The sequence below is a fragment of the Candidatus Flexifilum breve genome, from assembly GCF_016713355.1.
Genome location: NZ_JADJPI010000014.1, coordinates 1 through 23,407, shown reverse-complemented (window position 1 = coordinate 23,407; position 23,407 = coordinate 1). Strand labels below are relative to the sequence as shown.

Here is a 23,407-nt window from a genome sequence, read left to right as displayed (position 1 = left end):
CAGACTGCACACTAGTCTAGCGAGCTACCGGCCTGCCTTGCCCCTACAAGCATTAGGTTGTCGTCAACTGATAAAGGCAAAAAGACGTGACCACACAAGCGAAAATCACCTGTCCGCACTGCGGCAAGCCGACCAGCACGGCCAGCGGCTTCTGCGATGAGTGCGGGCTTGAACTCTCAACCCAGGCGCTTAAACCGCTGACGGCGGCGCAGGTGATGGCGACGGGCGAAGTCCCCGTCGACCGCCTGACGTGCCCCAACTGCGGCTTCAAGCTGCGTCCGAATGCGCGGCACTGCCCCAACTGCGGTAAAAGCTGGATACCAACGGAGCGACTGCGGCAGCGCCCAAACCCGTTGTGCTGGAAGGCCCGCCGAGCGCCATTCAGATCGGCGCGGTCATTTCTGACCGCTACGGCATCGAGCAGTTACTCGGTCAGGGCGGCATGGGGCGCGCGTGGAAAGCGTATGACCGCAACCTGTCCAAGTACGTCGTGATCAAGACGGTGGTGGCGCAAGATCCGCTGCTGCGCGATGCGCTGGAGCAGGAAGCCAAGACGCTCATCAATATCCGCCACCCCAACATAATCTCGGTGATCGACTTCTTCGTGATCGATACTGAGCTGTGCTACGTCATGGAATTCATCGCCGGGCCGAGCTGGGCGGACGAGATCGAAGAGCCGACCACGCGCAAGCTGGTGCTGCCCATGTCGGCGGAACAGGCGCTGCTGCGCGTCAAAGGGCTGCTGCCCGCCTTCAAGTATCTGCACGGCCTCAACCCGCCGATCATCTACTGCGACTTCAAGCCGTCCAACGTCAAGCGCATGACGCTCGCCAATGGTGACCAGATCGAAGTGCTGCTCGACTTCGGCACAGCCTATCGCTACGACGCGAATAAGCCGCCCAAGCCCGCGCGCGGCACGCCCGGCTATCACTCGCAGCAGGCGCGGCATCCTGATTGGCGCGACGACTATTTCACCATCGGGCGTACGCTGGCGGAACTGGTCGGGATGGAAGAAGTCCACACGGAGGAGTTCCGCTACACACTCACGCCACCCACTGACCATCCGTGGATTCAGTACGATGAATCGCTGCGCTACTTTGTCGAGTGGCTGACCGCGCCGGAACGCGAGAACCGCCCGCAGAGCGTCGAGGAGATCGAAGCGGAAATCGACGGTGTGATCGGCTATGTGAAGGGCAAACGCCGGACATGACGGCGTTCCGCCAGCAGCGCGAACGCGCCAATTTCGCGGGTGTGACGTTGGAAACGCTGCGCCAGACCACCGGGACGGGCGTCGTCGCCGGAACGGTCAAAATCGACCTGCCCGCAGGTGCCGACCACCAACCCCGCGTCAACCGTGATCCTCACCGCGCAGGGGAAGCCTATCAACAACGCGACTACCGCCGCGCCTGCTGCTGGCGAATCAGGCGATCAACAATAATGGCGGCGCGTCGGCGTATCTGCTGCGCGCGCTCGTCTACACGCAGGCGGGCAAGCTGGAAGAAGCCGCCGCCGACCTCAAGGTCGCACAGGCGAACGCCAACCCGCAGGTGCAGTGGGAAATGCTGCTCGCCGAAGGGCAGTATCTCGAAAACACGGGCAAATTCGAAGAAGCCGCCGAACGCTACCGCCGCATGATGACGCTCAAACCGGGCGCTCACCGCGCGCGCTTGCTGCTGGCGGAACTTTACCGCCGCAGCGGCAACAGCCAGCAGGCGATTCTCGAATACAAGGCGATCATCAACAGCAAGCCGTCGATTGGGCAGGCCTACATCGGCGCGTCGAAAGCCTACCTGTACGAAAAGCAGGTGGACGAAGCCATCGGCGTGTTGGAAGAGGTCAGCAGCCGCAACACCAGCTACAACGACGTGCTGCTTGAACTGATCGCGCTCTACAATCAGAAGGCGACCGACGGCGACGTCGCCAAGCTGGAACAGGCGGCCCAAGCGATCAACGTGCTGCGTGAAAACGGCGTGGAAACGCGCTCATTCTTCCGGTTGATCGGCGAGTTCTACTACACCGCCGTGCAGATCGCGCGAGCGACGGGCAAAGTCCCGCAGATCAACTACCCGGGCGAGCAAATGCGTTCGGTCGGTGACTTGGCACGGGCGAACGAGGCTGCGTGGCGCGAATATCTGGCGCGCGACGAAAACGCCGACCGCGAATGGGTGATTAACGAGCGCATCATGACCGGGCGTGTGTGGCAGTTGGTGTAAAGCGACCTCACCCAAGAAGCTGATGGTTCTTTGCCCCTCTCCCGTGGGAGAGGGGCGGTTGAGCGGAGCGAAACGGGGTGAGGCTGTCGTAACGACGCGCCAAAGCGCGTTAACTGGTGGCGCAATTAAAGCCGGACGAGGCAGGCCTCGTCCCTACACGATGAACATATGAGGGGGAAGCTATGGCGAACGCATTCTCATTCAAAACGTACTACAACCCGTACATCAGCCCGACGACCAATTCGGTGTGGGGCGTGGTGTCGGTGACGGCGAACCAAGCGCCGCAGGCGCAGGCGCGGTCATCTCGCTGATTGCGATGTGTCGGGGTCGATGCGGGGTGCGATCAATCAACGCAATCGCCACCGTCGAAGACCTGCTCGAACACGCGCCCAATGGCATCATGCTGCAAGTCGTGGTCTTTGACGACGATGGCAAAGAGTCGTGCCGATGACGGGATCTCACGCCCGCGGTCAACCGGGCGCAGCTCGTCTCCCAGTTCCGCTCTAATCTCAAGCGCGTGCAGATTTTCGGCGGCACGTCGATGTCGACGGGGATTGATGTCGCGCTGCAAGCCCAGCGGCAGATCGGCGGCGGCTATGCGCGCTACGGCATCTTCCTGAGCGATGGGCAGAGCACCGAACCGGAATCGCATCTGGCACGCGCGGTCAAAGCGGCGGCGGATATGCAGATTCACCTGTGCGCGTATGGCTACGGCAGCGACTGGAATCCCAACGAGCTGACCAAGATGGCGCAGATCACCAACGGGTGGATGCCCAAGGCCGTCCCGCAGCCCGAAGCCCTGCGCGAAGAGTTCGCGACTTCGATCGTCAAGATGGCGAATACGGTCGCCAGTGACGTGGCGCTCAACTTGTGGACGCCGACGGGCGCGCGCATTTTGTCGCTCTCGCAGGCGTATCCCGACTGGGTGAAGGGCGAAGCTGCCCCGCAGGGCGATGATCACACATGGGTTGTGCCCGTGCCGCCCATGTCCACAAAGATCACCGCGACTTCATCGTCCACGTCGAGTTGGCCTCGGTCGGCGCGCGCGTGGTGGCGATGAAACCCTCGGTCGTGTACGTGGCGGGCGGGCAGCGCATCGAAGAAAAAGGCGATCAGACCACGTGGATGATCCTCGAACAGACGCATGAGACCGAAAAGTCGAATCAGGTCAATGCGGTCGTCGCGGGCTATCTCGGACAAGGGCAGTTAGGCGGCCTCGACCCGCGCCATGACTGAAGCCCTGCAAGCGGGCGACGCGAAGGCAGCGGAACGCCATCGCACCGAAGCGTTGGAGATCGCGCAGGCGGTCGGCAATCGGCAGATGACGCAGGTGCTGGAACAGGCGGGCGCGGGCAGCGAAGTCGCCCGCAAGACCGCCGCGCTCGGCACATCTACGGTCAGCCTGACGGAAGAAGACGAGGCGTAACCTCACCTTCTGCCCCTCTCCAGAAGGCGAGGGGGTGAAAAAGTCTAAGCAAATCCTCTCCACCCGGAGAGGGGATTTAGGGGTGAGTGATTGGTCATGTTCTGCGCGTCCGCAATTCAATTGATTTACCCCCACCCTCGACCCTTCCCCGAATTCAGGGAGGGAAGCCAGCAACAGCGTGTTTTCTCCCCTCTCCCCGCTTGCGTAGGAGAGGGGCTGGGGGGTGAGGGGTTATTAAGCACCCTCATGCCTAGCCCAACTCTTGGAGGGTTGGGCAGTATACGTCTAATTGGCGCTGCAAACGAAATGCGTGTTTCTGGCGGAGAATCTCTATGACCGACGCGGCGGGAAAAGCGTGTCCCCGATGCGGACACACCAATAAACTCACGGCGAAGAACTGCACCCAGTGCGGGGCGCCGTTTTATCTCGCCGACGTGCAGGGCGAAATGCGCAAACGCTGTGCCGCGTGCGGGCACTTCAACCGCCTGACGGCCAACGTATGTACGCGCTGCGGGGCAGCCTACGCCAAAGTGCAGATCGCGGCCCGCGGCCACAAGCAGAAATGGTGTCCGCAGTGCGGCGCACCGCGCAGAATGACCGCTAAAGCGTGCTCTCGCTGCGGCTACCGCTTCGTGATCCGCCCCGCGGAAGCGCCATCGTCCAATCCGATCAACTGTCTGAGCCGAAGAAAGTCATCGCGCCGCCGGATATTGATGGCGAACCCGCCCCTTACATCTCGCCCGACGAATTGCGCAAAATCCGCCTTGGTGAGCGTGAATCTGCTGATACCTTCCTGCGCGCCATGCAGAACCTGTTGAGGAAGAAACCGTGAAAGTCTACCAGTACGAAATGGCGTCCATTGATCACCCGGAACGCTGCGAAGATGCCGCCATGACCTTCGTCGGCGATGAGGACAACGCCCCGTGTTCGCGGCCATCGACGGATGGGCGGGCATCAGCGCACGTTAGCCGATGGCCGCGTGATCACCGGACGGGAAGCCGCATTGTTTGTCCGCGAAACGTTGGTCGAGGATTTGCAGCATCTGCCGCGGGACGTGTCCGCGGATCCCGGCGGTGAAGCGCAGACCAAAGCCATCGCGGCGATCAAGCGCGCGCATGACCGCATCCGCCGCGAACTCAACGACGAGTCCGAGCATCCGCTCAATCAGCGGGTAGGCGCGGTGGCGACAGTATGCGTGGTGTGCGAAAACGGGAAGCGCCTGCTCACGGCGCAGGTCGGCGACACACGCGGCTATCTGGTCAGCGGCGGCGAACTGCTCCAACTGTGCTATGACGAGGACAATATTCAATATCTGGTCGATCAGGGACAGTTGAGCGAAGACGACGGCGCGACGCTCAGCGAGATTCTCAACAGCTACGACGGCATCAACGAGCCCAAACTGAGCGGCACGGTGCAGATCGGCGGCAACCCGTATGAGCTGTATATCGCGTGGCGCTGGTTTCTGGTCGGCAATACGGTGCTGAAGATCCCCGCGGCCAACATCGTGATTCGCACGCTCGGCGTGTACGATGACGAACCAACGCCGCAGGTTTCGCGCATTGAATTGTCTGAGGGTGATCGACTCTATCTGTGCTCGGATGGCGCGTACAAAAACCTGACCGATGCCGAAATGCTGACGCACATCCTCGAAGCGGATGATCCCGCGCAGGCGATTGGCAGTGCCGCCTATGCCCGCTCGCAGTCGACGGAGAATCGCCGCAGCACACAGGATGACATCACTGCCGTGCTGGTGGAATTGTAGAGATCTGACCCCACCCCCACCCCCAACCCCTCCCCGAATTCGGTTGAGGGGAGACAACATCGTTGGCCAAGCCGAATTTGTTTTCGTAGGGACGCGATTTAGCGCGTCCGCTGCCATTTTGAGAGCGATGAGAAAGGTTCTTGTAGGGACAAGGCGTGCCTTGTCCTCTATGTCCTTCTCAAAAAATCAGGACGAGGCATGCCTCGTCCCTACAGTTGATCCCCGGATTGAACAATCTGTTTATCGCGTCCAAGGCTGCTGTTGAGCGCAAACCTCACCCCTAGCCCCTCTCCTAGAGGAGAGGGGAACTGAGCGCACTGCCGCTAGTATCCGACTGTGAAGCGCCCGCCGATGTGCTGCGGGTTTTCCAGCTCGTTGACCAGCGCCGTGGCGAAGTCCGCGTTGGAGATCGTCGAGTTGCCCTCGGCGTCAAACAGCAGATTATCCGTCGCGGTGCGGAACGTCCCCTTGGCCGGACCGGGGAAAATGACGATCGACGGTGTGGCCACCGTCCACGCCAGTTCGCCCGCCGGGAGGCTGCGATACAGATTCAGCACTTGGCGGTACGCCAGCGATTCCGGACGATATTCCGCGGGGAACTGCGGCGTATCCACCAGCGCGACACCCGGCGCAACTTCGAGGCTGCCCGCGCCGCCCACGGAGATCACGCGCTTGACGCCCGCCGCCTTCACACCCGCGATGAACGCCTGCGCGGTCGCCACGCTTGACTCGATGTTCGCGCGATCCACCACCGAGCTGATGACCGCCTCATGCCCGGCGACCAGCTTGGTCACCGCCGCGCTGTCACCCGCGTCGCCCGCCTGCACGGTCAAATTGGCATGCTGCACAGTGATTTTCGCCGGGTGGCGCACAATCGCCGTCACCTGATGACCACGGGCCAATAGTTCCTGCAAAATCGCCCCACCCACCATGCCGCTCGCGCCAAACAGTGCTACCTTCATTGATTTGTGCTCCCGTGTTATACTGTAGAATGACAGTAACTATAAGTAACCTAGTCACTTTGGGCAAGTAGGCACTCCAAAGTGCTCTACTTACTTTGAGGTAACTATAGCGAAGGCAGACAGCCATGCTCGCAGAAGCACCCCGCACGTTTGATGCTTATGCGGAAATTTGCCCCACTCGCGCCGCGTTGGATCGCATCGCCGACAAGTGGACGGTGCTGGTCGTCGGCGTGCTGCTGGACGGCCAACCACAGCGCTTTTCAGCGATTCAGCGGCGCATCGAGGGCATCAGCCAGAAGATGCTCACCAAGACGCTGCGCACGCTGGAACGCGACGGTCTGGTCGAGCGGCACATCTACCCGGAAGTCCCGCCGCGCGTGGAGTATCAGCTGACAGCGCTCGGCAAATCGCTCTCCACGCTCATCAACGCGGTGCAGGCGTGGGCAGAGAGCCACATGGAGGATATTCTCGCAGCGCAGGCGCTTTACGACCAGCGCGGCGAGCCCGTTGACGAATAGGCACGCCTCTGCCCTGCTGTCTGACCGCTATTTGCGGGTCAAATGCCCCCAATTTGGGCAAGGTGCCTCAAGATTTGATGTGTTCTTAACATTTCGGTGGTAATAATTAGGGGTGTATCTTTGATAAAGAGAGGTTTACACCATGCGTAAACTCGTTTTGCTCGCCTTCGTGGCACTCTTCGTCATGGCCGGAGCGGTCATGGCACAGGATGATCTGGCGAACGTCGATCCGTCGGGACAGACCATCGCTTACTGGCATCAGTTCAGCAACGCTCAAGCCGAAACAATGACTGCCATCATCGAGCAGTTCAACAGCACAAATGAATGGGGCATCACCGTCGAAGCGACGGCGCAGGGCAGCTACAACGACATCGCCGATCTGGTCAACGCGGGCATCGTCAGCGGTGAGCTGCCGAACCTCGCGGCGGGCTACGCCAACAACGCCGCCAGCTACGCCCGTGACGGCGTGGTCGTCGACGTGGCGCAGTATTGGAACAGCCCGGACTGGGGTCTGAGCGCGGACGCGCTCGGCGACTTCCGCACCAACCTCGTCGAATTCAACACGGCGGCGGATGGTCAGGTGCTGGCCTTCCCGCACCAGTTCTCGGCGCAGGTGATGGTCTACAATCCCGCCATGCTCAGCGAACTCGGCTATGATGCCGCGCCGACCACCGTCGAAGACTTCAAGGCGATTGCATGCGCCGCGAACGACCTGACGACTGAAGCGGGCGGCGATGTTCAGGGCTTCCCGATCACGACCGACGCCTCGGCGTTCGAATCCTGGGTCGCCAGCATGGGCGGCAGCATCTATGACGCCGACGCGGGCGCGTTCACGTTCGCGGACAATCAGGCGGTTGCAGACACCCTCGCGCTGTACAAAGACCTGTACGACAGCGGCTGCGGCTACATCCCGGCGGAACGCTTTGCCGAACAGGCGGATTTCGGCCTCGGCCTGAACCCGTTCTTCGTGACGAGCACCGCGGGCTTCACCTTTATCAAGCAGGCGCTGGTCGATAACAGCGCGGCCTTCGACTTCCAGTCGGGTCGTTCCCCTACAGCGAAGGCAACCAGACGGTACAGGTGTTCGTGCCGAGCATCATCATGTTCCAGAGCACGCCGGAAGAACAGCTCGCGAGCTGGCTGTTCCTCAAGTACCTGATTTCGCCGGAAGTCGCCGCGATGTGGAGCGCCGGTTCGGGCTACTTCAACCCCATCCCGTCGACCTCGGAAATGATGACCGAAGACATGTTCACGGCGTATTCGAGCATTTACCCGTATTTCACCGCGGCGAATGAACTGCTCGGCAGCGGCGTGACCCTGTACAGCAGCCCGTCGATCAGCGCCTACGGCACGGTGCGTGGTGCGATCAGCGAAGCGATTGCCAACGTCACCACCAACGGCATGAGCGTCGAAGATGCGGTCGCGACGCTGCAAGCCGCCGCCGATCAAGCGGTCGCTGACAGCCAGTAAGTCACATAGGACTGAGATAGGACTGAGGACTGAGTAAAAAAGGGCTGAGGCGCAAGACAGACTGTCTTCCCTCAGTCCTCAGCCCTCAGTCCTATTTTGTTTCCTTCACCCGGATCATCTCGGCGAGGTTGTGCCCGATGATGCGGAACTCCCGCCCCAACTTGAGCTGAATCGGCCCATTGAACGGCGCGGCGTGCAAGATCTCGAACTGCGCGCCGGGTTTGAGGTGCAGCGCGCCCAGATATTCGAGGCGATCCGGCTCGCGGGTGCGCACGCGGGTGAGTTCCAGCATCACAGTGTGCGGCGCTTCGCTGAGCAGAATATCGTCCATGGGTGGCAGGTCGCCTTCCGGCGTGGGGATCGGTTCGCCGTGCGGACAATGCGTCGGGTAACCCGCCATCATGGCCATGCGGTCAGCGACAGATTCGCTCAACACGCGGCTGATGCGATCCGCTTCGGCATGAACTTCGTGCCAGCCAAAGCCCATCACCCGTTCGAGGAATGCTTCGACAATCCGCTGGTGGCGGAGCTGCTTTAAGGCTTCGCGTTCACCCACCGGCGTCAGACGGATGCCTTGATACGGCTCGTGGAAGAGCATGCCCATGTCGCGCAGTCGGGTCACCATGCGGTTGACTGCCGGGGCGCTCACATTGATGATGTCGGCAAGGGCGGACGTACTGACAAACCCCTCCCGCTGGCCGTCGCTCAGGCGGTAGATTTGGATGAGGTAGTCCCGTTCGCGCGCCGTCGGATTGAGGTCATCGGTCATGTTACCAGCCGTGTTCGAGGCGTGAGATCAACCGCTCCGGCATATCGAATTTACGCATACGGGCTTGCACAGCCTTGATGTTGTAGGGCACGCGGCGATGCTCAAACTGATTGGTTTCCACGTCGAGAATGGCATAGGCGGCATCGGGATTCGCATCACGCGGCTGGCCCACGCTGCCGGGGTTGATGATCTGGCGGTGACCATTCAAACGGATACGCTGGCGGTACACAGGCGCGACCGCTTCGGTATCGCCCTGCTCGTCCATCTGCTCGTAAATGATCGGCTGGTGCGTGTGCCCCACCAGACAATAAGAGGTTTCAAAATGCGAGAAATTCAGCGCGGCGATCAGTGGCTCAAGGATGTATTCCCACACGGGTTCGCGGGGGCTGCCATGCGCCAGCGTGTAATTGCCGATGACGAAGGTCGTCGGCAGCGCTTCGAGATAAGCGAGATTTTCGGCAGTGAGGGTGTCGCGCGTCCAATCGACCGCTTTGCGCGCATCCGGGTTGAAGGTACGAATGTCGAGGCGACCGAGCGCTGCCCAGTCATGGTTCCCCGCGAGGCACAAATGCGGCAGTGTCTTGAGCAGATCAACACACTCGTTCGGATCAGGACCATAGCCCACGACATCACCCAAACACCAGACGTATTCCCACTCGTTGCGGGCATCAGCCAGCACGGTTTCAAAAGCGGTGAGGTTGGCATGAATGTCGGAAATGACTAGTACGCGCATACACTATCGTTCCATACGGCGAAAACGGCTTCAAACTCGATAATACCACGCTTTCATCAACGGTACGAATTAATGTTTGTTGAAAGGTAGCTCAAGCTGCGCTCAAGGGCAGGCGGACGGCGAAGCGCGTGCCGATCCCCTCCTGCGAGGTGAAATTGATTTCGCCGCCGTAGAGCGCCACACAGTCTTGGACGATCTTCAGGCCTAAGCCCGTCCCCGTCGCGAGGGGGGCGTTTTCGCCGCGGAAGAATGGCTCGAAGATGCGCGTCTGGTCGGTCAGCTTGATGCCGACGCCCTGATCTTCGACCGTCACCAGCAGCCAGTGATCGACGCGGCTCATCTCCAGCCGAATCGGGCTGCCGCTCCGCGAATACTTGACGGCGTTGCTGAGCAGGTTGCCGACAATCGGACGGAGCAAGCGCATATCGACGCACACTTCGTCGTCGGACAGCGTGTAGTTCAGCGTGTAGTCGTGATCTGGAGCATTGAACGTCTCGTAGTCGCGCACCAGTTCTTCGCAGAACGCCCGTAGATTGTGCATCTGGCGTTCCAGTGGGAAAGTGCCGCCCTGCATGCGCCGCATCAGTGCGACTTCCGAGACGAGGTCGCTCAACCCGTTGACCTGCGACTGAATGCGATGCAGCAGTTCCATTCGGCGCTCAGCAGGCAGTCGGTCATTGTAGTTTTCGATCATCTCGCTCGCCGTGTAGATCGCCGCCAGCGGCGTTTTGAACTCGTGCGAGATCGTCGCCATCAGATGATCTTTCAGGTGATTGATCTCGCGCTCATTCTCCAACGCCATCCGCAGGCGCTCAGTTTCGACCTCTTGTGACGCTCGTTCAGCGGCCAACCGCCGAAAATACAGCACGGCGACAACCTGTAAAGCAAAAGTCACAATCACGAACGCGAGCGGCCCGGTCGCGATCTCGATGAAGCTGGCCTCCGGTGTCAAATAGGCGATGAGAGCGGAGCCCAGTGTCAGAAAGAACAGGAGTAACGCGCTGAACGCGAGCGGCGCGAACATGCTCGCCAGCATCAGCGGCAGCACCGCCCAGTTAATGAAGTTGAGTTCCCACAGCCCCATATCGGGATAAGCGAAGACCACAATAGCGAGCAGAAACGTGCTGCTCACCAGATAGTTAGTGACCTGGACGTGCCCGCGCCGCGACCACCAACTGGAAGTGACGAGCAGCACGACGATGCCGGTTGCCAGCAGATCCGGTCCGAACCACTCGGAGTCCGGCGAAAAGAATTCGGGCAAAAAGGGAATAATGGTGAACACGACAATGAGTAGGGCGAGCACCAGCATCAGCGCCGCGAACAAGCGAATGCTGTGGATTTCCGTTGGAGATTTGATGCTCGGATGCGGTTCAGTTGCGGCCTGAAACACCGTTCGGAGGGACTGAACCCACTGTAATGAAGCTGCCAATCATCCCACTCGCAGATTACGTGCCAAGTTCATATAAGCAATAGTACACGCGAATCGCTTGGGAAAGTATAAACGAGTCGGGGTTAATTCAACATTTATTATATCTTTGTCAATTTTAGCAAATTTAGGCCGTCGCACCCAAGTGGTCAAGTCGGTTCTATGACCAACCCCCGAACGCAGGGAGGGCACCCCCGTCTATGCGCCGGAAAATGGCACACACAGAGAACTGTACCCACATTGCTTCTCTCGAAAGACGGCTCAGCGCCGCTCAGGAGGGAAGCCGATAGCGCCTAATCTTCGTCGTCGGTCTCGTTGACCGGGGCTTCGCGGAAGCCGTGCCCATAGGCGACATGCCCCTGCCCGACCACCATAAACGCCGCCGGATCGACGTGGCGCACGATGCGGCGCAGTTCGTTGACCTGTGAGCGCGCCATCGTCACGTAGAGCACGGTGCGTGGCTGATTGGTGTACATCCCCGTCCCCGCCCACGACGTCACGCCGCGCCCCATGCGCGAGGTGATCGCATCCGCCAGTTCGCGCGGGTGATCCGTGATGATCACGCTCGTGCGGATGACGCTCGGTCCTTCGAGCACATAGTCGGTGGTGGCCGCCGCCACGTACAGCGTGACCATCGCATACAGCGCGCCTTCCCAGCCGAAGACCAGCCCCGCGCCAAGCACCACAAAGCCATCGGTGTACAGTGTGCTGCTGCTCAACGGGGTGCCATAGCGCTTCTGCAGAATGCGCCCCAGCGTCGAGGTACCGCCGAGCGTGCCGCCCGCCGCCAGCACAATGCCACCGCCGATACCGCCGATGATCCCGCCGAAAATGGCGTTCAGCAGACGATCATGTGACATCATATAGCCGTTAAACCAAGGGGTCATAATATCGATCAGCAGCGAGTAGAGCACGACGGTGAAGATCGTCGCCGCGACCACTTTCCAGCCGCCGAGGAACCGGAAGGCGATTAACTGGATAGGGATATTGCCGATCAGGATCATCAAACCGATGGGCAGCGCGGACACGAGGTGGTTGAGGATGATCGCGATGCCGGAGATACCGCCGGGCGCGATCTGTGCTGGCACTTCGAAGACGATCACCGCGATGGCGGAGATCACCGCGCCAATCGCCAGACGCAGCAGGCGATACGCAATCGACACGAAGCGGGATGTGGTCACAGGGTGTCCTTAGGTAGTCTTGTACTTCTTCAGGCGTTTCAGTAACTCGGCTTTCAGCTTGTTCGAGCCGCTGATACTGTCGGTGTACGGAATCAAGCGTTTGCGCAGAAAGTCAAACGGAACATCTTTCGGCGTTTGGGTGAGGAGGATTACGTCTTTGCCTAATACGTCGGCCAGCCCCACTTCATACGCGACATTCGGGTTTTTGGAGGTGAGATCAGCGATCACAACCCGTGCTTTACAGATGCCTTCCCAAACATCTTCCATGACATCGCTGCCCGTACTTTCATCACCCCGAAGGCAGCGCATCCCGGCATCCTCGACGATTCCTCGAACCGTCTCCCAAACGTCGTTTGACCACGCTTCGCTGAACGGCATCGCGAGAAAGACGAGATCGCTCTCGACTTCAAACCGCCCTTTCCATACAGGCGTTACCGCTATCACATTTTTAGGTTGGTTAGCATCATTTGTTTTCGAGGTGCGGCCGCTTCCCTGTGTCTTTGTGAGCAACCCATTCAAGCGAATGTCGTTAATCATCCGGTCAATCGCCGCGGTGCAGGCTTGCCGATCATTCTCCAGATAATTGGCGCGATTTTCCGGGTACGCTCGTGCGTAATAGAACCGGAATTTAGCAATCTCTTTAGTGTAGGCATGATCACTACCGAAAATCAAAGCGACCGTACTGCGAATCTGCAAAACGAGGGCTTCAGCTTCTGGTCGCGCCGCAGGAACTGCAGCTATTCTAGTTTTCAATTCTTCTAGCTGGCGAATCGCTTCTCTGGCGGCATCGTCCACGTTGGACTCCAAAATCTGTGGTGATAGGGCTATAGTAGATTGCAAACTTAAGAACAGTATAGCGTTAGCCTTGTTCTTAGCAAGTTCAAAGGAAATAGATTATGCGTGAAGTCGTGATTGTGGAGGCAGTGCGGACGCCGTTAGGGCGGCGGAACGGGTGGCTGCGCGAGACGCATCCAGTGCGGCTGGGGGCAGCGGCGCTGTGCGCGGCGCTGGAACGCGCCCACCTCGATGCCGCACTGGTCGAACATGTGCTCATGGGCTGTGTCGGGCAGGTGGGCGAGCAGACCTTCAACCTCGCGCGCAACGTCGTGCTCGACGCCGGCCTGCCCATCGACATCCCCGCGACGACCGTCGACTTCCAGTGCGGGTCAAGCCAGCAGGCGGTGCATCTCGCAGCAGGCATGATCGCCAGCGGCCAGATCGACATTGCGGTGGCGGGCGGCGTCGAGAACATGAGCCGCGTCCCCATGGGATCGAGCATTGGCGCGGGGGCAGCCCGTTCACCGACCGCATCATGGCGGATCACAACATGATCCCGCAGGGCATCGCCGCCGACGAGATCGCTTTCAAGTGGAATATCAGCCGCCAGGAAGTCGACGAGATCGGCTACGAGAGCCACATGAAAGCCGCACAGGCGGCGCAGGCGGGTTACTTCCAGCGCGAGATTCAGCCCGTCGGGGGGATCGACGAGAAGAAAGTCCCGCTCACGGTGACGCAGGATCAGGGCATTCGCCCCACCGCCAGCCTCGAAAAAATGGCAATCCTCGACCCCGCCTTTACCCCCAACGGCGTGACGACGGCGGGCAACAGCAGCCAGATCAGCGACGGTGCGGCAGCAATTCTCCTCATGACCGCCGAGAAAGCCGCCGAACTGGGGCTGAAACCGCGCGCGCGGCTCGTGTCGATGGTGACCGTAGGCAGCGACCCGCATCTCATGCTGACCGGCCCCGTCCCCGCGACGCGCAAGGCGCTCGCCAAAGCGGGCATGACGCTCGACCAGATTGATCTGTTCGAAGTCAACGAGGCGTTCGCGGCGGTGATCGGCATGTGGAAGCGTGAGATCGGCGCGGATATGCGCAAGGTCAACGTGCACGGCGGGGCGATTGCGCTCGGTCATCCGCTCGGCGCGAGCGGCGCGCGCCTCATGACCACGCTGCTGCATGCGCTCGAAACCCATGACAAACGCTTCGGCTTGCAGACGATGTGCTGCGGCGGCGGCATGGGCACGGGCACGATCCTCGAACGACTGTAAATCAGGTGGTGGCGGCACGCCTCTCATAGGCGATCAGCGGCGTGCCGTCATCGTGAACGAACTCGTGCAGCTTCACAAAGCCGAACTTCTCGTAAAAATGCTGATTGCGCACCGCCCACACTGGGGTATCGAGCGTCCACACGCTGGCGGGATACGTCTGTTCGAGGAACTGCATGGCCAGCGTGCCGATCCCGCGATTTTGCGCGGCGGGATCGAGAAAGATCACGTCCAGGTGATAGTGCTCGTTGTCCCGCTTGAACGCCACCAGCCCGCCGACACAGGTCTCCCCATCCATGATTTTGTAGGTCTCATCCTGCTGAATTTTCTCCAGCATCTCGTCTACGGAGTCATAACCCGGCGGGCCGCCCAACGCCACACCGGGATACAGCACCGAATCATAGTGAAACGCCGCGACTTGCACCCGCACGAGGGTTTCCGCATCAGCGGGTAGTGCCCGGATAATTGAAATGCTCATGATGCAGCTCTTTGTGTAGGGAAGATGTAGCGATCATTATAGGGGCATTCGCGCCGCACGAGTCACATAAGCACAGCCTGTCTCGTCTCCTCTGGTAACAACGTATAACCAAACTAGAGGAGCGAGGCTCATGTCTCACCAAGTCGTGATCATCGGCGGCGGCTACGCGGGGATTCTGGCAGCGCAGCGCCTCCACGCGGCGCAGGTCACGCTAATCAATAACCGCAGCACGTTTACCGAACGCATCCGCTTACATCAAATAGCGGCGGGCGAACGCCGCCCCGAACACGCGATCCCGGCGCTGCTGCGCAAGGATGTGACCTTCGTGCAGGGGCACGTCAGCGCGCTCGACCTCGACGGGCAGCAGGTGATCTACCGCGACGACGCGGGCGAGCATACGCTGCCCTACGACTCGCTGATCTACGCGCTGGGGAGCAAGACGGGGAATCTGCCTCAGCAGACTGTAGGGGCGCACGGCCGGGCGCCCCTACGTTCCACCGAAAAATCGGATGCCGTTTTCACCCTCGATCCCGCGTCGACGGAACGCCTCGCGGTGCGGCTGCGTGAACTGCCCGCCGGGGCGCACGTCGCCGTGGTTGGCGGCGGCCTGACCGGGATCGAATCCGCGTCGGAGATCGCCGAGAGCTACCCGCACCTCCACGTGTCGCTGGTCACGCGCGGCGCATTCGGTGAGCGCCTGTCGCGCAAGGGGCGCGCGCATCTCTACGCGACCTTCCAGCGGCTGAACGTGCAAATCTGCGATCATCTGGACGTTCAGAGCATCGGCGATCGCGAATTGATCACCGAGCGCGGCGCGATCCCCTTCGATGCCTGTGTGTGGACGGCGGGCTTCACCGTGCCCACGCTGGCGCGAGACGCGGGCTTGGCAGTCAATGACTGCGGGCAGATCATCGTGGATCGCACGCTGCGCTCGGTCTCACACCCGAACGTGTACGCGGCGGGTGACGCGGCGTGGGTCGCGGAGATGCCCATCCCGATCCGCATGGCATGCGCGACGGCACTGCCCATGGGCGGGCACGTTGCCGACAACCTCAACACGCTGCTCACGGGCGGACCAGCGAAACCGTTTGAGTTCCGCTACTATTGGCAGTGCATCAGTTTGGGGCGGCATGACGCGCTCGTGCAGATGGTCAGTGGGGATGATACGCCGCGCGAGCGCATCCTCACGGGCAAAGGCGGCGCCGTCTTCAAGGAGATGATCTGCCGCCTGACGATCAACGTGCTGCGGTTGGAACGCCATGTGCCGGGGTTGTATCGAGTCCCCGCATGAGTGAGATGATCTTGATGGACGAATTTGAAGCGCTGCGTCCGCGCTTGTTCGGCATTGCCTACCGCATGCTGGGCAGCGCGATGGAAGCCGAAGACATTGTGCAGACCGCGTATCTGCGTGCGCATGACGCGGGCGAGATGCAGTCGGCCAAGGCGTATTTGACGCGCGTGGTGACGAACCTCTGCCTCGATCAGCTCAAGTCGGCGCGGGAACGGCGCGAGGTCTACGTCGGCGACTGGCTGCCCGAACCTGTGCTCACACCCGACGACACGGCGGAGGAACGCGAAACGCTCTCGATGGCCTTCCTGCTGCTGCTCGATCACCTGTCGCCGCCGGAGCGCGCGGTGTTCCTGCTGCACGAAGTGTTTGACTACAGCCACGACGAGATCGGCGAAGTGCTCGGCAAAACCCCGGCGGCCTGCCGCCAACTGCTGCGCCGTGCCAAAACCCATCTCGGTGACCCGCCGACGCCGACGCCCGATCCGCAGGGACACGCGCTGCTGCACCAATTTATCGAAGCGATGAGCAGCGGCGATGTGGAGCAGATCATGGCGCTGATGACCGGCGACGTGGCGGCGATCAGCGACGGCGGCGGTAAGGCAGTCGCGGCTCGGCGCACGGTTGAAGGCGCTGAACCTGTCACCCGTCTGATCAAGGGCGTGGTGCGTACGGGCGTCAAACCGACGACACGCTACACCATGCCCGTTATCAACGGCGAGGTGAGCGTTGTCGTGTGGGAGGGCGATCAGATTGTCACGGTGTTGATCCCCGAATGGCGCGATGGCAAGCTGCACCGCATCTACTTCATGCGTAACCCCGACAAATTGAATCTGCGCACGGTATAATGGGAACCATACCGTAGGTAAATCAGACCCCACCCCCGACCCCTCCCCGAGTTCAGGGAGGGGAGCAAGCGGGACGCTCGTTCTCCTCTCTCCCCGCTTGCGTGGGAGAGGGGTTGGGGGTGAGGGGCTGCGAAATGGATTCTTCCAATGCGCCGATTGCTCCCCCTGCTTGTTCTGCTGCTCATCCTGATTCAGCCGCTGACCGCGTCGGCGCAGGTGCAGTGCGGCATCGTCAACCGCATCGACTTCCCGGTCGACCCGACGCGTTTTCGCGTCATGCAGGATTACGGCGCGCAAAGCTACCGGCATCAGGGGCGCTATCACACAGGCGAAGACTGGTACGGCAGCGACGGTGTGGGCGAATACGTGCGCGCCATCGCCAATGGCCGCGTGACCTTCTCCTCGGCCAACGGCTGGGGCCGCGACGGCGGCGTGATCATCATTGAGCATAATTTCCCTGATGGTTCGGTCGCCTACAGCATGTACGGCCACATCACCGACCAGACGGGCGTGCAGTTCCCCGCGCCGTTCTCGTGCGTGCAGCAGGGCGATGTGCTGGCGGCGGTCGGCGACGCGCGCCCCACGCCGCATCTACATCTCGAAATTCGCACAACCAACCCGGATATTCCCGGCGCAGGCTATACATGGAACTTTCCCGCCGACGAAGGGCTGCGCCGCCCGACCAAGTTCATCCTCAACTGGCAGACATGGTTGAGCGACGCTTACCGGTGGCGGTTGGATCTCGCCGACGAAACCGGAGCGGTCGCGCCACCGGTGCCGCTGAGCGATAACGGTCTGCTGGCGCTTGATGCCAACCGCGTGATCCGCGTGAGCAGCGACGGACGTCTGCTGTGGCGGGTCAACCTGAGCGCCATGGCGGTCGGCTTGCTCCCGGCGTCCGGTGATGGCGCGTACATCGCTTACGCCGACGGCCATTTCGAGCGGGTCAACAACGACAGCACGGTCGGCGAAACGTGGGAGACGGGGATCGCGCTGGCGGGCGCGCCGCTCATCCGCGCGGATCGCATCCTGTTCCCGACGCCCACCGGGATCGCCGCGCTCGACTCGTCCGCGCGCTCCGTGTTGTGGACGCAGGCCGGGATCGGCGCCGTGGCGCGCTGGCAGACAGTCGGCGATCAGATCGGCGTGATTACGACGGCGAATGAGATGATCACCTTGCGGGCAGACGGCACGATCCTCGATCAGGCGCGGTTGCGCGAACCCGGCGCACTGGCGACAGACAGCGGCGGATTGCTGGCCTATACACGGGGGGGCGCATGGCGCATCGACGCGGCAGGCGCTTGGACGCCGCTCATCGATATCGCGCCCGCAGGCGGCGCGGAGTCCGCGGTCGCGTCGGATGGGCGCGTGTTCCTATGGGACGGTGAATCGCTCTACGGCTACAATGCCGAGCATTTCGGCTTATGGCAATTGCCACTCCCCGGCGTCGACGGCGCGGCGCAGTTAGAGATTTTTGACCGCGCAGTGCTGCTGACTACCAGCCACGGCGACATCATCGCGATTCAGCCGGAGTCAGGCGACGTATGCAACCGCACGCGCATCTACGGCAGCGCCTTCACACAGATGTGGCACGCGCTCGGCGCGGACGGCGTGCTGCGCGTCCACCTCGCCGATCAGATCATCGGGCTGGATTGGGAGACCTTCTTGCTGGGGTGTGCGTAAGCCAGACCTCACCTCCGGCCCCTCAACCGGGTGGAGAGGGGAGAAAAACACGCCTGCTTTTGTCCCTCGCCTTCTGGTGAGGGACGACTGGCGCAGACAGCAGGGTAAGATCACAGCCGCCCGTATTGCCGCAATAACTCCACCAGCCAATCTTTCGGCAGCGAGCAGCGCATTGAGGATCGCTTCTTCGAGGCTTTCCACGCCGACGGCAAACAGCGGAGCGATTGGTCAGGCGCGTCAACTGGCCTGCGTCGAGCGGTGCATCGGTCGCGATGATCATCATGATCGAGCCGCCGCCGACCTGCGGCAGCGCCTCATCGAGCAGCTGGAGTGGTCATTTCTGCCTCGGGGCGTGCCAGACCACCTGCGCAGTGATAATGGCGTGGAGTTCATTGTGTCTGCCTTGCAAAAGTGGCTGCACGATCGCCATTGCCACACGTTGTACATCAAAGCCGGCAGTTCTGGGGAGACTGCCTAGCTCGTTGGATTTTCGTCAATGGGCATGAAGCACAGATTGTGACGGAGGCGGGGCGACAAGAGCACAATCATCGGTGCCTACACAGCAACCTTGGCTACCTACCACCAGCTGTCTTTGCGGAACGGGCTCGCCTCTCACTCCCTGTGGACTAGTCACAGGGACAGATCAGAGTTTTGCGCATGCAGCAGGTTATTTTATTCCCACTCTCAAAGTGTCGACACGCCGAATGCCAAACGCCACCCTACTTCAAAGTCCTTCCTAGCAAGTCGACAACCGAGGGTACGGTTACAGGTGAATCTAGACTAGTTTCTCTGTTCAGTACCTACAAACTGCGTTACCTGTTTCTCTTTGAACCGCAATAACTTTAGGGGTTTTTCGAAGTATGTCCATGACAGCCATGAAAAAACGAACGTTGACGCGCTGATGAGCGCTATCACGGCAACGTCACGAAGAATACTTGGCGGTAATTCTCGGACAACCACCGCTCCTGCTGAAACAAACAGCATGTGATACATATAGACACCATAGGTGATTTCGCCAAGTCTTCTTAGATAGGGGTGTTCAATCTTGAGAAGTGGTTTAGGCTTAGTGGCACAGCATACAACTACTACAGCAAACATGATCGACAGAATAAAATCAAATATTAGACTGCCTTCAAACGGAAGCAGCACAATCACAATGAACACACCAACACCTAGCGGCTCTAAAAAGTAGACGACTCGTAGCCAGTTATGGCGATAGAAAAACAACCACGCGAAAAATCCTCCAACCGCCATACTTTCAAAGCGAAGCATGGTAAATAGGCGAGAGAAGTCTTGACCATAACGTGCTCCGACTAACAGTGTCTCAGGAAAGAACACAGCTCCAAGAATCAGGCGGATCAGGAGTATGCCGAGTACTAGACGGATTACGCCAAAACGCCTAAACAGAAACGGTAAACCAAAGTAATACCACTCCTCGACACCAATGCTCCAGTAGTGCGCAAGGATTGATAATCCTAGTAGTGCTTCGGGGATATGCGGACTCCAAATAAGTATGTAGAACCATGAAACTGGATGTGAAGGCAATTGCTGCGGGAACAGCAGAATACTTAGGAGTAACACTACAAAGTAAACAGGTTGGATTCGAAGAAATCGGCGTAACAAAAAGTTCTTAACACTGATACTGCCATTCTCCGAGCGCTCGTTGAGCAGTAAATAAGTGATGAGAAAGCCTGATATAACAAAGAACAGGGTCACAGCATCATAGCCGCTCATGATAAAGAAGTTAAGCACCCATCCTGTATGAGCACTGACTAAGTTGTTCTGGATTATGTGTCCAAGGACGACGGACAGTGCTGCATATAATCTCAGTGTATTGAGTCCTGGAAAGTACGTTGAAGTTGATTTTGGAGTGCTTCTCATGTGTGCAGCTATTATATGTACCTCGCTTCCTATTCAGTTATTGTATTCACGATCGGCACTTGGGATCGTTATTATTTCATGCTCATCCTAATTCCACCATCCAGCTGAATCACTTCGCCGTTGAGCATCATATTCTCGACGATGGCCTGCGCCAACTGCGCGACCGAGGCGCGACGGGAACGGTACTTGCTGCCCCAGCGACACGCGCGCGGGTTCGGGCAGGGCGACGAGCAGCAGCGCGTCGAAGATGCCCGGCGCAATCGTCACCACGCGGATGCCCTCGCGGGCGAGGTCGCGGGCAATCGGCAGCGTCATGCCGATGATGCGGCCCTTCGATGCCGAATACGCCGCCTGACCGATCTGCCCGTCGTAGGCCGCCAACCGACGCCGTATTGATGATTAGCCGCCTTCGACTATGCCAAACACCCTCGACCTGTGCTGCGGGGCTGCAGCTTGATGCGGCGCGAATACCATGTATTCGTCAGTATTATGTCGAGGAGGTGGCGGATAAACTCGGCCGCACGCGTCCTGATGAACGGGTCGAGATCCAGCGGACACTCAACGCAATTGATGAGGAGGAAGCGCGCGTACCGCGATTGTATGCTGCAAGTATGGTCACGGAAGAAAACTGGCGGGCTCTGTGGAACGAGTGGCAGGACAAGCGACAGAGACTTCGCAGTAGCCTAACCTTACTGGATCGGCGTTGCGAAACCTACATCAGCGACCTTGACGCGGCTTTAGCCATCATCGGCCAATTGGGTATAGTGTATGAAACGCTTCCATTTGACGACCGATAGGAGTTGTTACGGAACGTTGTTGAGAGGTTGTCTTGAACCCTGAAGGAACAGTACTACGTGTAGATTTGCTTCCGCCGTTTTGATACCTGACCCATGTTTCTGAAAAGGTATCTAGGCAGCACCAAAATGCCTCGGAAGAACCCGCTGAAATGCAAACACCCAGCAACGTTGCTGGGTGTTCGAGACGTATCATTGTGGGCAGTAGAGGACTCAGAAACCTCTAACCACTCCCACGTCAAAGGAGTGCTCTGCCAATTGAGCTAACTGCCCGCAGATGATTGAAAGTATACCCGAATTGGCTTTGTGATCAAGACCCAAGTTAACGCCCATAGGGGAGAAATGCCCCGTCAAAATTGGACTACTTGACATTATGCAGAATTCTGCATAAATTAAATCTAATTATGCAAATTTGATGCATAAAGTGAATAACGCGCATACGGTGCATAAAAGGAACCCGCTGTGGATAACAACTTCGTCCTCGCCCTTGGCTCTCGTGAACGTCCGGTTTGACCTGACCCGGCGGAGCAATGCCCTGCAAAGCCTGCGCATGCTCAACGATCTGGAACGGCTTTCCGGCCTGCATGACTGGCTGACGGGGACGCAAGCGGCACTATCCCCGGAGCGGCAGTCTCAGAACCGCCTAGCCTCATGGCTTTTGAGCCGCTGCTGTTCTTGCCCGCACAGCAGCCGGGAGGTTTCCGGCGTTCCTCGACTAGCTGGCGCGCTTGACGCCTCAGAGCATGTTCGAAACTGGATGAGATGCCGATTTTGACACACGTACTAACCGGTATCCCGGAGCAGCATGGAACGGGCGACACCGTGAAGTTTCGCGCGCTGCTGAGCGACCGCGAGCACTACGTCCGCTTCTGGACGAGCTGGAGGAGTTGGATGAACCGGAGTTCTGTTACGCAAGGCCTACGACCTGACCCGTGACCCGGCGGGTGATGCAGCAGTGGTCGTCGAACATTTGCGCTCCATGGGACAAGCATCTGCGCGCCGAGTGGGAGCGGCAACTTCCAACGCTCAACGAGTCGATCAACGTTCCGGCTCATCGACTTCACCGATAAGACGGCGTTGGAAGCCGCGCGGATCGTCACCAACCGCGATCTGAGTGAACTGTTGGAGAAGAAGCAGTTGATGTCGGATACGTCGTCGAATTTGTGCCTAACCCGCACCTTTGGACCGTATTGTGTCCTCGTCGTTTCGAGCTCCGGATACATGTACACATCTACTTTAACGTTCCCCTGCCTACGTGGGAGCGCAGCCGGCTGTGTTCTCGTGAGTTCAGCCGGCCGACCTGCTCATCTGCTTGAACGCACTGGCCGACGATACGCGTTTGCAAATCCTTTGAACTGCTGACCCGTCACGATGAACTGTGCGCGCAGGACATCATCGAGAGGCTCGGTGTCAGTCAATCGACCGTTTCGCGCCATTTAAGTCAGCTCCGCGCGACAGGGTACATCGTCGAGCGGCGGCGCGAAGTCTCGGAGTGCTACAGCCTTAATACCTACCGCGTAGTGGATAGCACTACGCGCCCTGACGAACTTTTTTCCCGTGAGTGAGTGGTGTGTAGAGGAGCGAGAGATCTGGCGCGACCGATTGACCATTTTGGCTCTGACCGAGATCGCACAGCAGCAGCCGTGAAGGGACTGCCCAACACGAACGCGCGCTTCTGATTCGAGGAAGCTCTGGCGGGGACGCGCGGCCGCATCGCCTTCTACCGTCCTTTGCTGGTCAGCGTGGGAAGCGGATTGAACAATTTTGGGGCGGGTTTGCAAGCCCGCTACAGCGTCGACCTTGAATTAGTCACCCGGGACGTTAGCTAGCGACACAACGCCCGCTAATGCCTCCGTCTGAGCACCGAACTGGGCAGCCCGTATCGTCCAGAGTCGACTGCCTTTTTGATCTGTTGCCTCACTTGGTTC

General features: G+C 59.7%; 26 protein-coding genes, 1 tRNA gene and 5 pseudogenes. 20 read left to right on the top strand and 12 right to left on the bottom strand.

The window, feature by feature from the left end; genetic code table 11:
- Positions 1–86: 86 nt before the first annotated feature.
- A pseudogene (locus IPK17_RS40570) lies at positions 87–296 on the top strand (double zinc ribbon domain-containing protein); the annotation flags it as partial.
- Positions 297–355: 59 nt separating this feature from the next.
- A complete protein-coding gene (locus tag IPK17_RS14210; RefSeq protein WP_343418349.1) occupies positions 356–1,210 on the top strand; it encodes a serine/threonine-protein kinase in 855 nt (284 codons plus the stop codon).
- Here the strand turns inward: IPK17_RS14210 and IPK17_RS14205 are convergent.
- Complete coding sequence (locus IPK17_RS14205) at positions 1,183–1,365, bottom strand: hypothetical protein (protein WP_343418348.1); 183 nt, start codon at positions 1,363–1,365, stop codon at positions 1,183–1,185. The two genes, IPK17_RS14210 and IPK17_RS14205, sit on opposite strands and share 28 nt — an antisense overlap.
- A 41-nt stretch (positions 1,366–1,406) precedes the next feature.
- Between IPK17_RS14205 and IPK17_RS14200 the strand changes: the two genes are divergently transcribed.
- From IPK17_RS14200 to IPK17_RS14170, 8 genes and pseudogenes are all read left to right on the top strand, one after another.
- The gene (locus IPK17_RS14200; protein WP_343418374.1) at positions 1,407–2,213 is read left to right on the top strand and encodes a tetratricopeptide repeat protein; all 807 of its coding nucleotides are present in this window, start codon (positions 1,407–1,409) and stop codon (positions 2,211–2,213) included.
- Between the two features lie 182 nt (positions 2,214–2,395).
- Positions 2,396–2,524: a hypothetical protein gene (locus IPK17_RS14195; RefSeq protein ID WP_343418347.1), complete on the top strand. Its 129-nt coding sequence runs from the start codon at positions 2,396–2,398 to the stop codon at positions 2,522–2,524.
- Between the two features lie 176 nt (positions 2,525–2,700).
- Positions 2,701–3,273: pseudogene (locus IPK17_RS14190) on the top strand (vWA domain-containing protein); the annotation flags it as partial.
- Positions 3,264–3,449, top strand: a complete 186-nt coding sequence (locus IPK17_RS14185; RefSeq protein WP_343418346.1) for a hypothetical protein — start codon at positions 3,264–3,266, stop codon at positions 3,447–3,449. The pseudogene IPK17_RS14190 and the gene IPK17_RS14185, both read left to right, overlap by 10 nt.
- Positions 3,442–3,639, top strand: a complete 198-nt coding sequence (locus tag IPK17_RS14180; RefSeq protein ID WP_343418345.1) for a hypothetical protein — start codon at positions 3,442–3,444, stop codon at positions 3,637–3,639. The genes IPK17_RS14185 and IPK17_RS14180 overlap by 8 nt, the downstream gene beginning before the upstream one ends.
- A gap of 332 nt (positions 3,640–3,971) precedes the next feature.
- Positions 3,972–4,202 (top strand): annotated as a pseudogene (locus IPK17_RS40565) (double zinc ribbon domain-containing protein); the annotation flags it as partial.
- Positions 4,203–4,246: 44 nt separating this feature from the next.
- On the top strand, positions 4,247–4,471 hold the full coding sequence (locus IPK17_RS14175; protein WP_343418344.1) for a hypothetical protein: 225 nt from the start codon (positions 4,247–4,249) through the stop codon (positions 4,469–4,471).
- A 111-nt stretch (positions 4,472–4,582) separates the two neighbouring features.
- Positions 4,583–5,401, top strand: coding sequence for a PP2C family protein-serine/threonine phosphatase (locus IPK17_RS14170; protein WP_343418343.1), 819 nt, complete (start codon positions 4,583–4,585; stop codon positions 5,399–5,401).
- 323 nt (positions 5,402–5,724) lie between these two features.
- Here the strand turns inward: IPK17_RS14170 and IPK17_RS14165 are convergent, their stop codons facing one another.
- Complete coding sequence (locus IPK17_RS14165) at positions 5,725–6,363, bottom strand: NAD(P)-dependent oxidoreductase (RefSeq protein WP_343418342.1); 639 nt, start codon at positions 6,361–6,363, stop codon at positions 5,725–5,727.
- A 125-nt stretch (positions 6,364–6,488) separates the two neighbouring features.
- Between IPK17_RS14165 and IPK17_RS14160 the strand changes: the two genes are divergently transcribed.
- From IPK17_RS14160 to IPK17_RS14150, 3 genes are all read left to right on the top strand, one after another.
- Positions 6,489–6,881: a winged helix-turn-helix transcriptional regulator gene (locus IPK17_RS14160; RefSeq protein WP_343418341.1), complete on the top strand. Its 393-nt coding sequence runs from the start codon at positions 6,489–6,491 to the stop codon at positions 6,879–6,881.
- 142 nt (positions 6,882–7,023) lie between these two features.
- Positions 7,024–8,040, top strand: coding sequence for an ABC transporter substrate-binding protein (locus IPK17_RS14155; RefSeq protein ID WP_343418340.1), 1,017 nt, complete (start codon positions 7,024–7,026; stop codon positions 8,038–8,040).
- Positions 7,983–8,351 (top strand): type 2 periplasmic-binding domain-containing protein, encoded by a 369-nt coding sequence (locus IPK17_RS14150; RefSeq protein ID WP_343418339.1) that lies wholly within the window; start codon positions 7,983–7,985, stop codon positions 8,349–8,351. The genes IPK17_RS14155 and IPK17_RS14150 overlap by 58 nt, the downstream gene beginning before the upstream one ends.
- Positions 8,352–8,442: 91 nt before the next feature.
- Here the strand turns inward: IPK17_RS14150 and IPK17_RS14145 are convergent, their stop codons facing one another.
- The 5 genes from IPK17_RS14145 to IPK17_RS14125 all read right to left on the bottom strand — a co-directional run bounded on the left by IPK17_RS14145 (position 8,443) and on the right by IPK17_RS14125 (position 13,255).
- Positions 8,443–9,120 carry a metal-dependent transcriptional regulator gene (locus tag IPK17_RS14145; protein WP_343418338.1) on the bottom strand — a complete coding sequence of 226 codons (678 nt, stop codon included), beginning with the start codon at positions 9,118–9,120 and terminating at the stop codon, positions 8,443–8,445.
- A gap of 1 nt (position 9,121) precedes the next feature.
- Positions 9,122–9,853 (bottom strand): metallophosphoesterase family protein, encoded by a 732-nt coding sequence (locus IPK17_RS14140; RefSeq protein WP_343418337.1) that lies wholly within the window; start codon positions 9,851–9,853, stop codon positions 9,122–9,124.
- Positions 9,854–9,944: 91 nt separating this feature from the next.
- Positions 9,945–11,282, bottom strand: coding sequence for a sensor histidine kinase (locus IPK17_RS14135; protein ID WP_343418336.1), 1,338 nt, complete (start codon positions 11,280–11,282; stop codon positions 9,945–9,947).
- A 290-nt stretch (positions 11,283–11,572) separates the two neighbouring features.
- Complete coding sequence (locus tag IPK17_RS14130) at positions 11,573–12,460, bottom strand: YitT family protein (RefSeq protein ID WP_343418335.1); 888 nt, start codon at positions 12,458–12,460, stop codon at positions 11,573–11,575.
- Positions 12,461–12,469: 9 nt separating this feature from the next.
- Positions 12,470–13,255 (bottom strand): hypothetical protein, encoded by a 786-nt coding sequence (locus IPK17_RS14125; RefSeq protein ID WP_343418334.1) that lies wholly within the window; start codon positions 13,253–13,255, stop codon positions 12,470–12,472.
- Between the two features lie 101 nt (positions 13,256–13,356).
- Here IPK17_RS14125 and IPK17_RS14120 point away from each other — a divergent pair.
- A pseudogene (locus IPK17_RS14120) lies at positions 13,357–14,510 on the top strand (thiolase family protein).
- A gap of 1 nt (position 14,511) precedes the next feature.
- Here IPK17_RS14120 and IPK17_RS14115 read toward each other — a convergent pair.
- Positions 14,512–14,985, bottom strand: coding sequence for a GNAT family N-acetyltransferase (locus IPK17_RS14115; RefSeq protein WP_343418333.1), 474 nt, complete (start codon positions 14,983–14,985; stop codon positions 14,512–14,514).
- 130 nt (positions 14,986–15,115) lie between these two features.
- Here IPK17_RS14115 and IPK17_RS14110 point away from each other — a divergent pair, with 130 nt between their 5' ends.
- The 3 genes from IPK17_RS14110 to IPK17_RS14100 all read left to right on the top strand — a co-directional run bounded on the left by IPK17_RS14110 (position 15,116) and on the right by IPK17_RS14100 (position 18,804).
- Entirely contained in the window at positions 15,116–16,276 is a 1,161-nt protein-coding gene (locus IPK17_RS14110) for an NAD(P)/FAD-dependent oxidoreductase (RefSeq protein ID WP_343418332.1), read from the top strand.
- Entirely contained in the window at positions 16,273–17,121 is an 849-nt protein-coding gene (gene sigJ, locus IPK17_RS14105; RefSeq protein ID WP_343418331.1) for an RNA polymerase sigma factor SigJ, read from the top strand. The genes IPK17_RS14110 and sigJ overlap by 4 nt, the downstream gene beginning before the upstream one ends.
- A gap of 147 nt (positions 17,122–17,268) precedes the next feature.
- A complete protein-coding gene (locus IPK17_RS14100; protein ID WP_343418330.1) occupies positions 17,269–18,804 on the top strand; it encodes a peptidoglycan DD-metalloendopeptidase family protein in 1,536 nt (511 codons plus the stop codon).
- Between the two features lie 22 nt (positions 18,805–18,826).
- Here IPK17_RS14100 and IPK17_RS14095 read toward each other — a convergent pair whose 3' ends face one another.
- On the bottom strand, positions 18,827–19,084 hold the full coding sequence (locus tag IPK17_RS14095) for a hypothetical protein (RefSeq protein WP_343418373.1): 258 nt from the start codon (positions 19,082–19,084) through the stop codon (positions 18,827–18,829).
- On the opposite strand from IPK17_RS14095, the gene IPK17_RS14090 reads away from it, so the two are divergent.
- Positions 18,977–19,282, top strand: a complete 306-nt coding sequence (locus IPK17_RS14090; protein WP_343418375.1) for a hypothetical protein — start codon at positions 18,977–18,979, stop codon at positions 19,280–19,282. The genes IPK17_RS14095 and IPK17_RS14090 overlap by 108 nt on opposite strands.
- 302 nt (positions 19,283–19,584) lie before the next feature.
- On the opposite strand, the gene IPK17_RS14085 is transcribed toward IPK17_RS14090, so the two are convergent.
- The gene (locus IPK17_RS14085; RefSeq protein WP_343418329.1) at positions 19,585–20,685 is read right to left on the bottom strand and encodes an acyltransferase family protein; all 1,101 of its coding nucleotides are present in this window, start codon (positions 20,683–20,685) and stop codon (positions 19,585–19,587) included.
- A gap of 71 nt (positions 20,686–20,756) precedes the next feature.
- Positions 20,757–21,094: pseudogene (locus IPK17_RS14080) on the bottom strand (SDR family NAD(P)-dependent oxidoreductase); the annotation flags it as partial.
- Between the two features lie 91 nt (positions 21,095–21,185).
- Between IPK17_RS14080 and IPK17_RS14075 the strand changes: the two are divergent.
- Positions 21,186–21,482 (top strand): hypothetical protein, encoded by a 297-nt coding sequence (locus IPK17_RS14075; RefSeq protein ID WP_343418328.1) that lies wholly within the window; start codon positions 21,186–21,188, stop codon positions 21,480–21,482.
- A 195-nt stretch (positions 21,483–21,677) separates the two neighbouring features.
- Here IPK17_RS14075 and IPK17_RS14070 read toward each other — a convergent pair.
- Positions 21,678–21,752 (bottom strand) — tRNA-Val (locus tag IPK17_RS14070).
- 1,058 nt (positions 21,753–22,810) lie between these two features.
- Here IPK17_RS14070 and IPK17_RS40560 point away from each other — a divergent pair.
- Positions 22,811–23,044 (top strand): ArsR family transcriptional regulator, encoded by a 234-nt coding sequence (locus IPK17_RS40560; RefSeq protein WP_350341632.1) that lies wholly within the window; start codon positions 22,811–22,813, stop codon positions 23,042–23,044.
- The last annotated feature ends 363 nt before the right edge of the window (positions 23,045–23,407 follow it).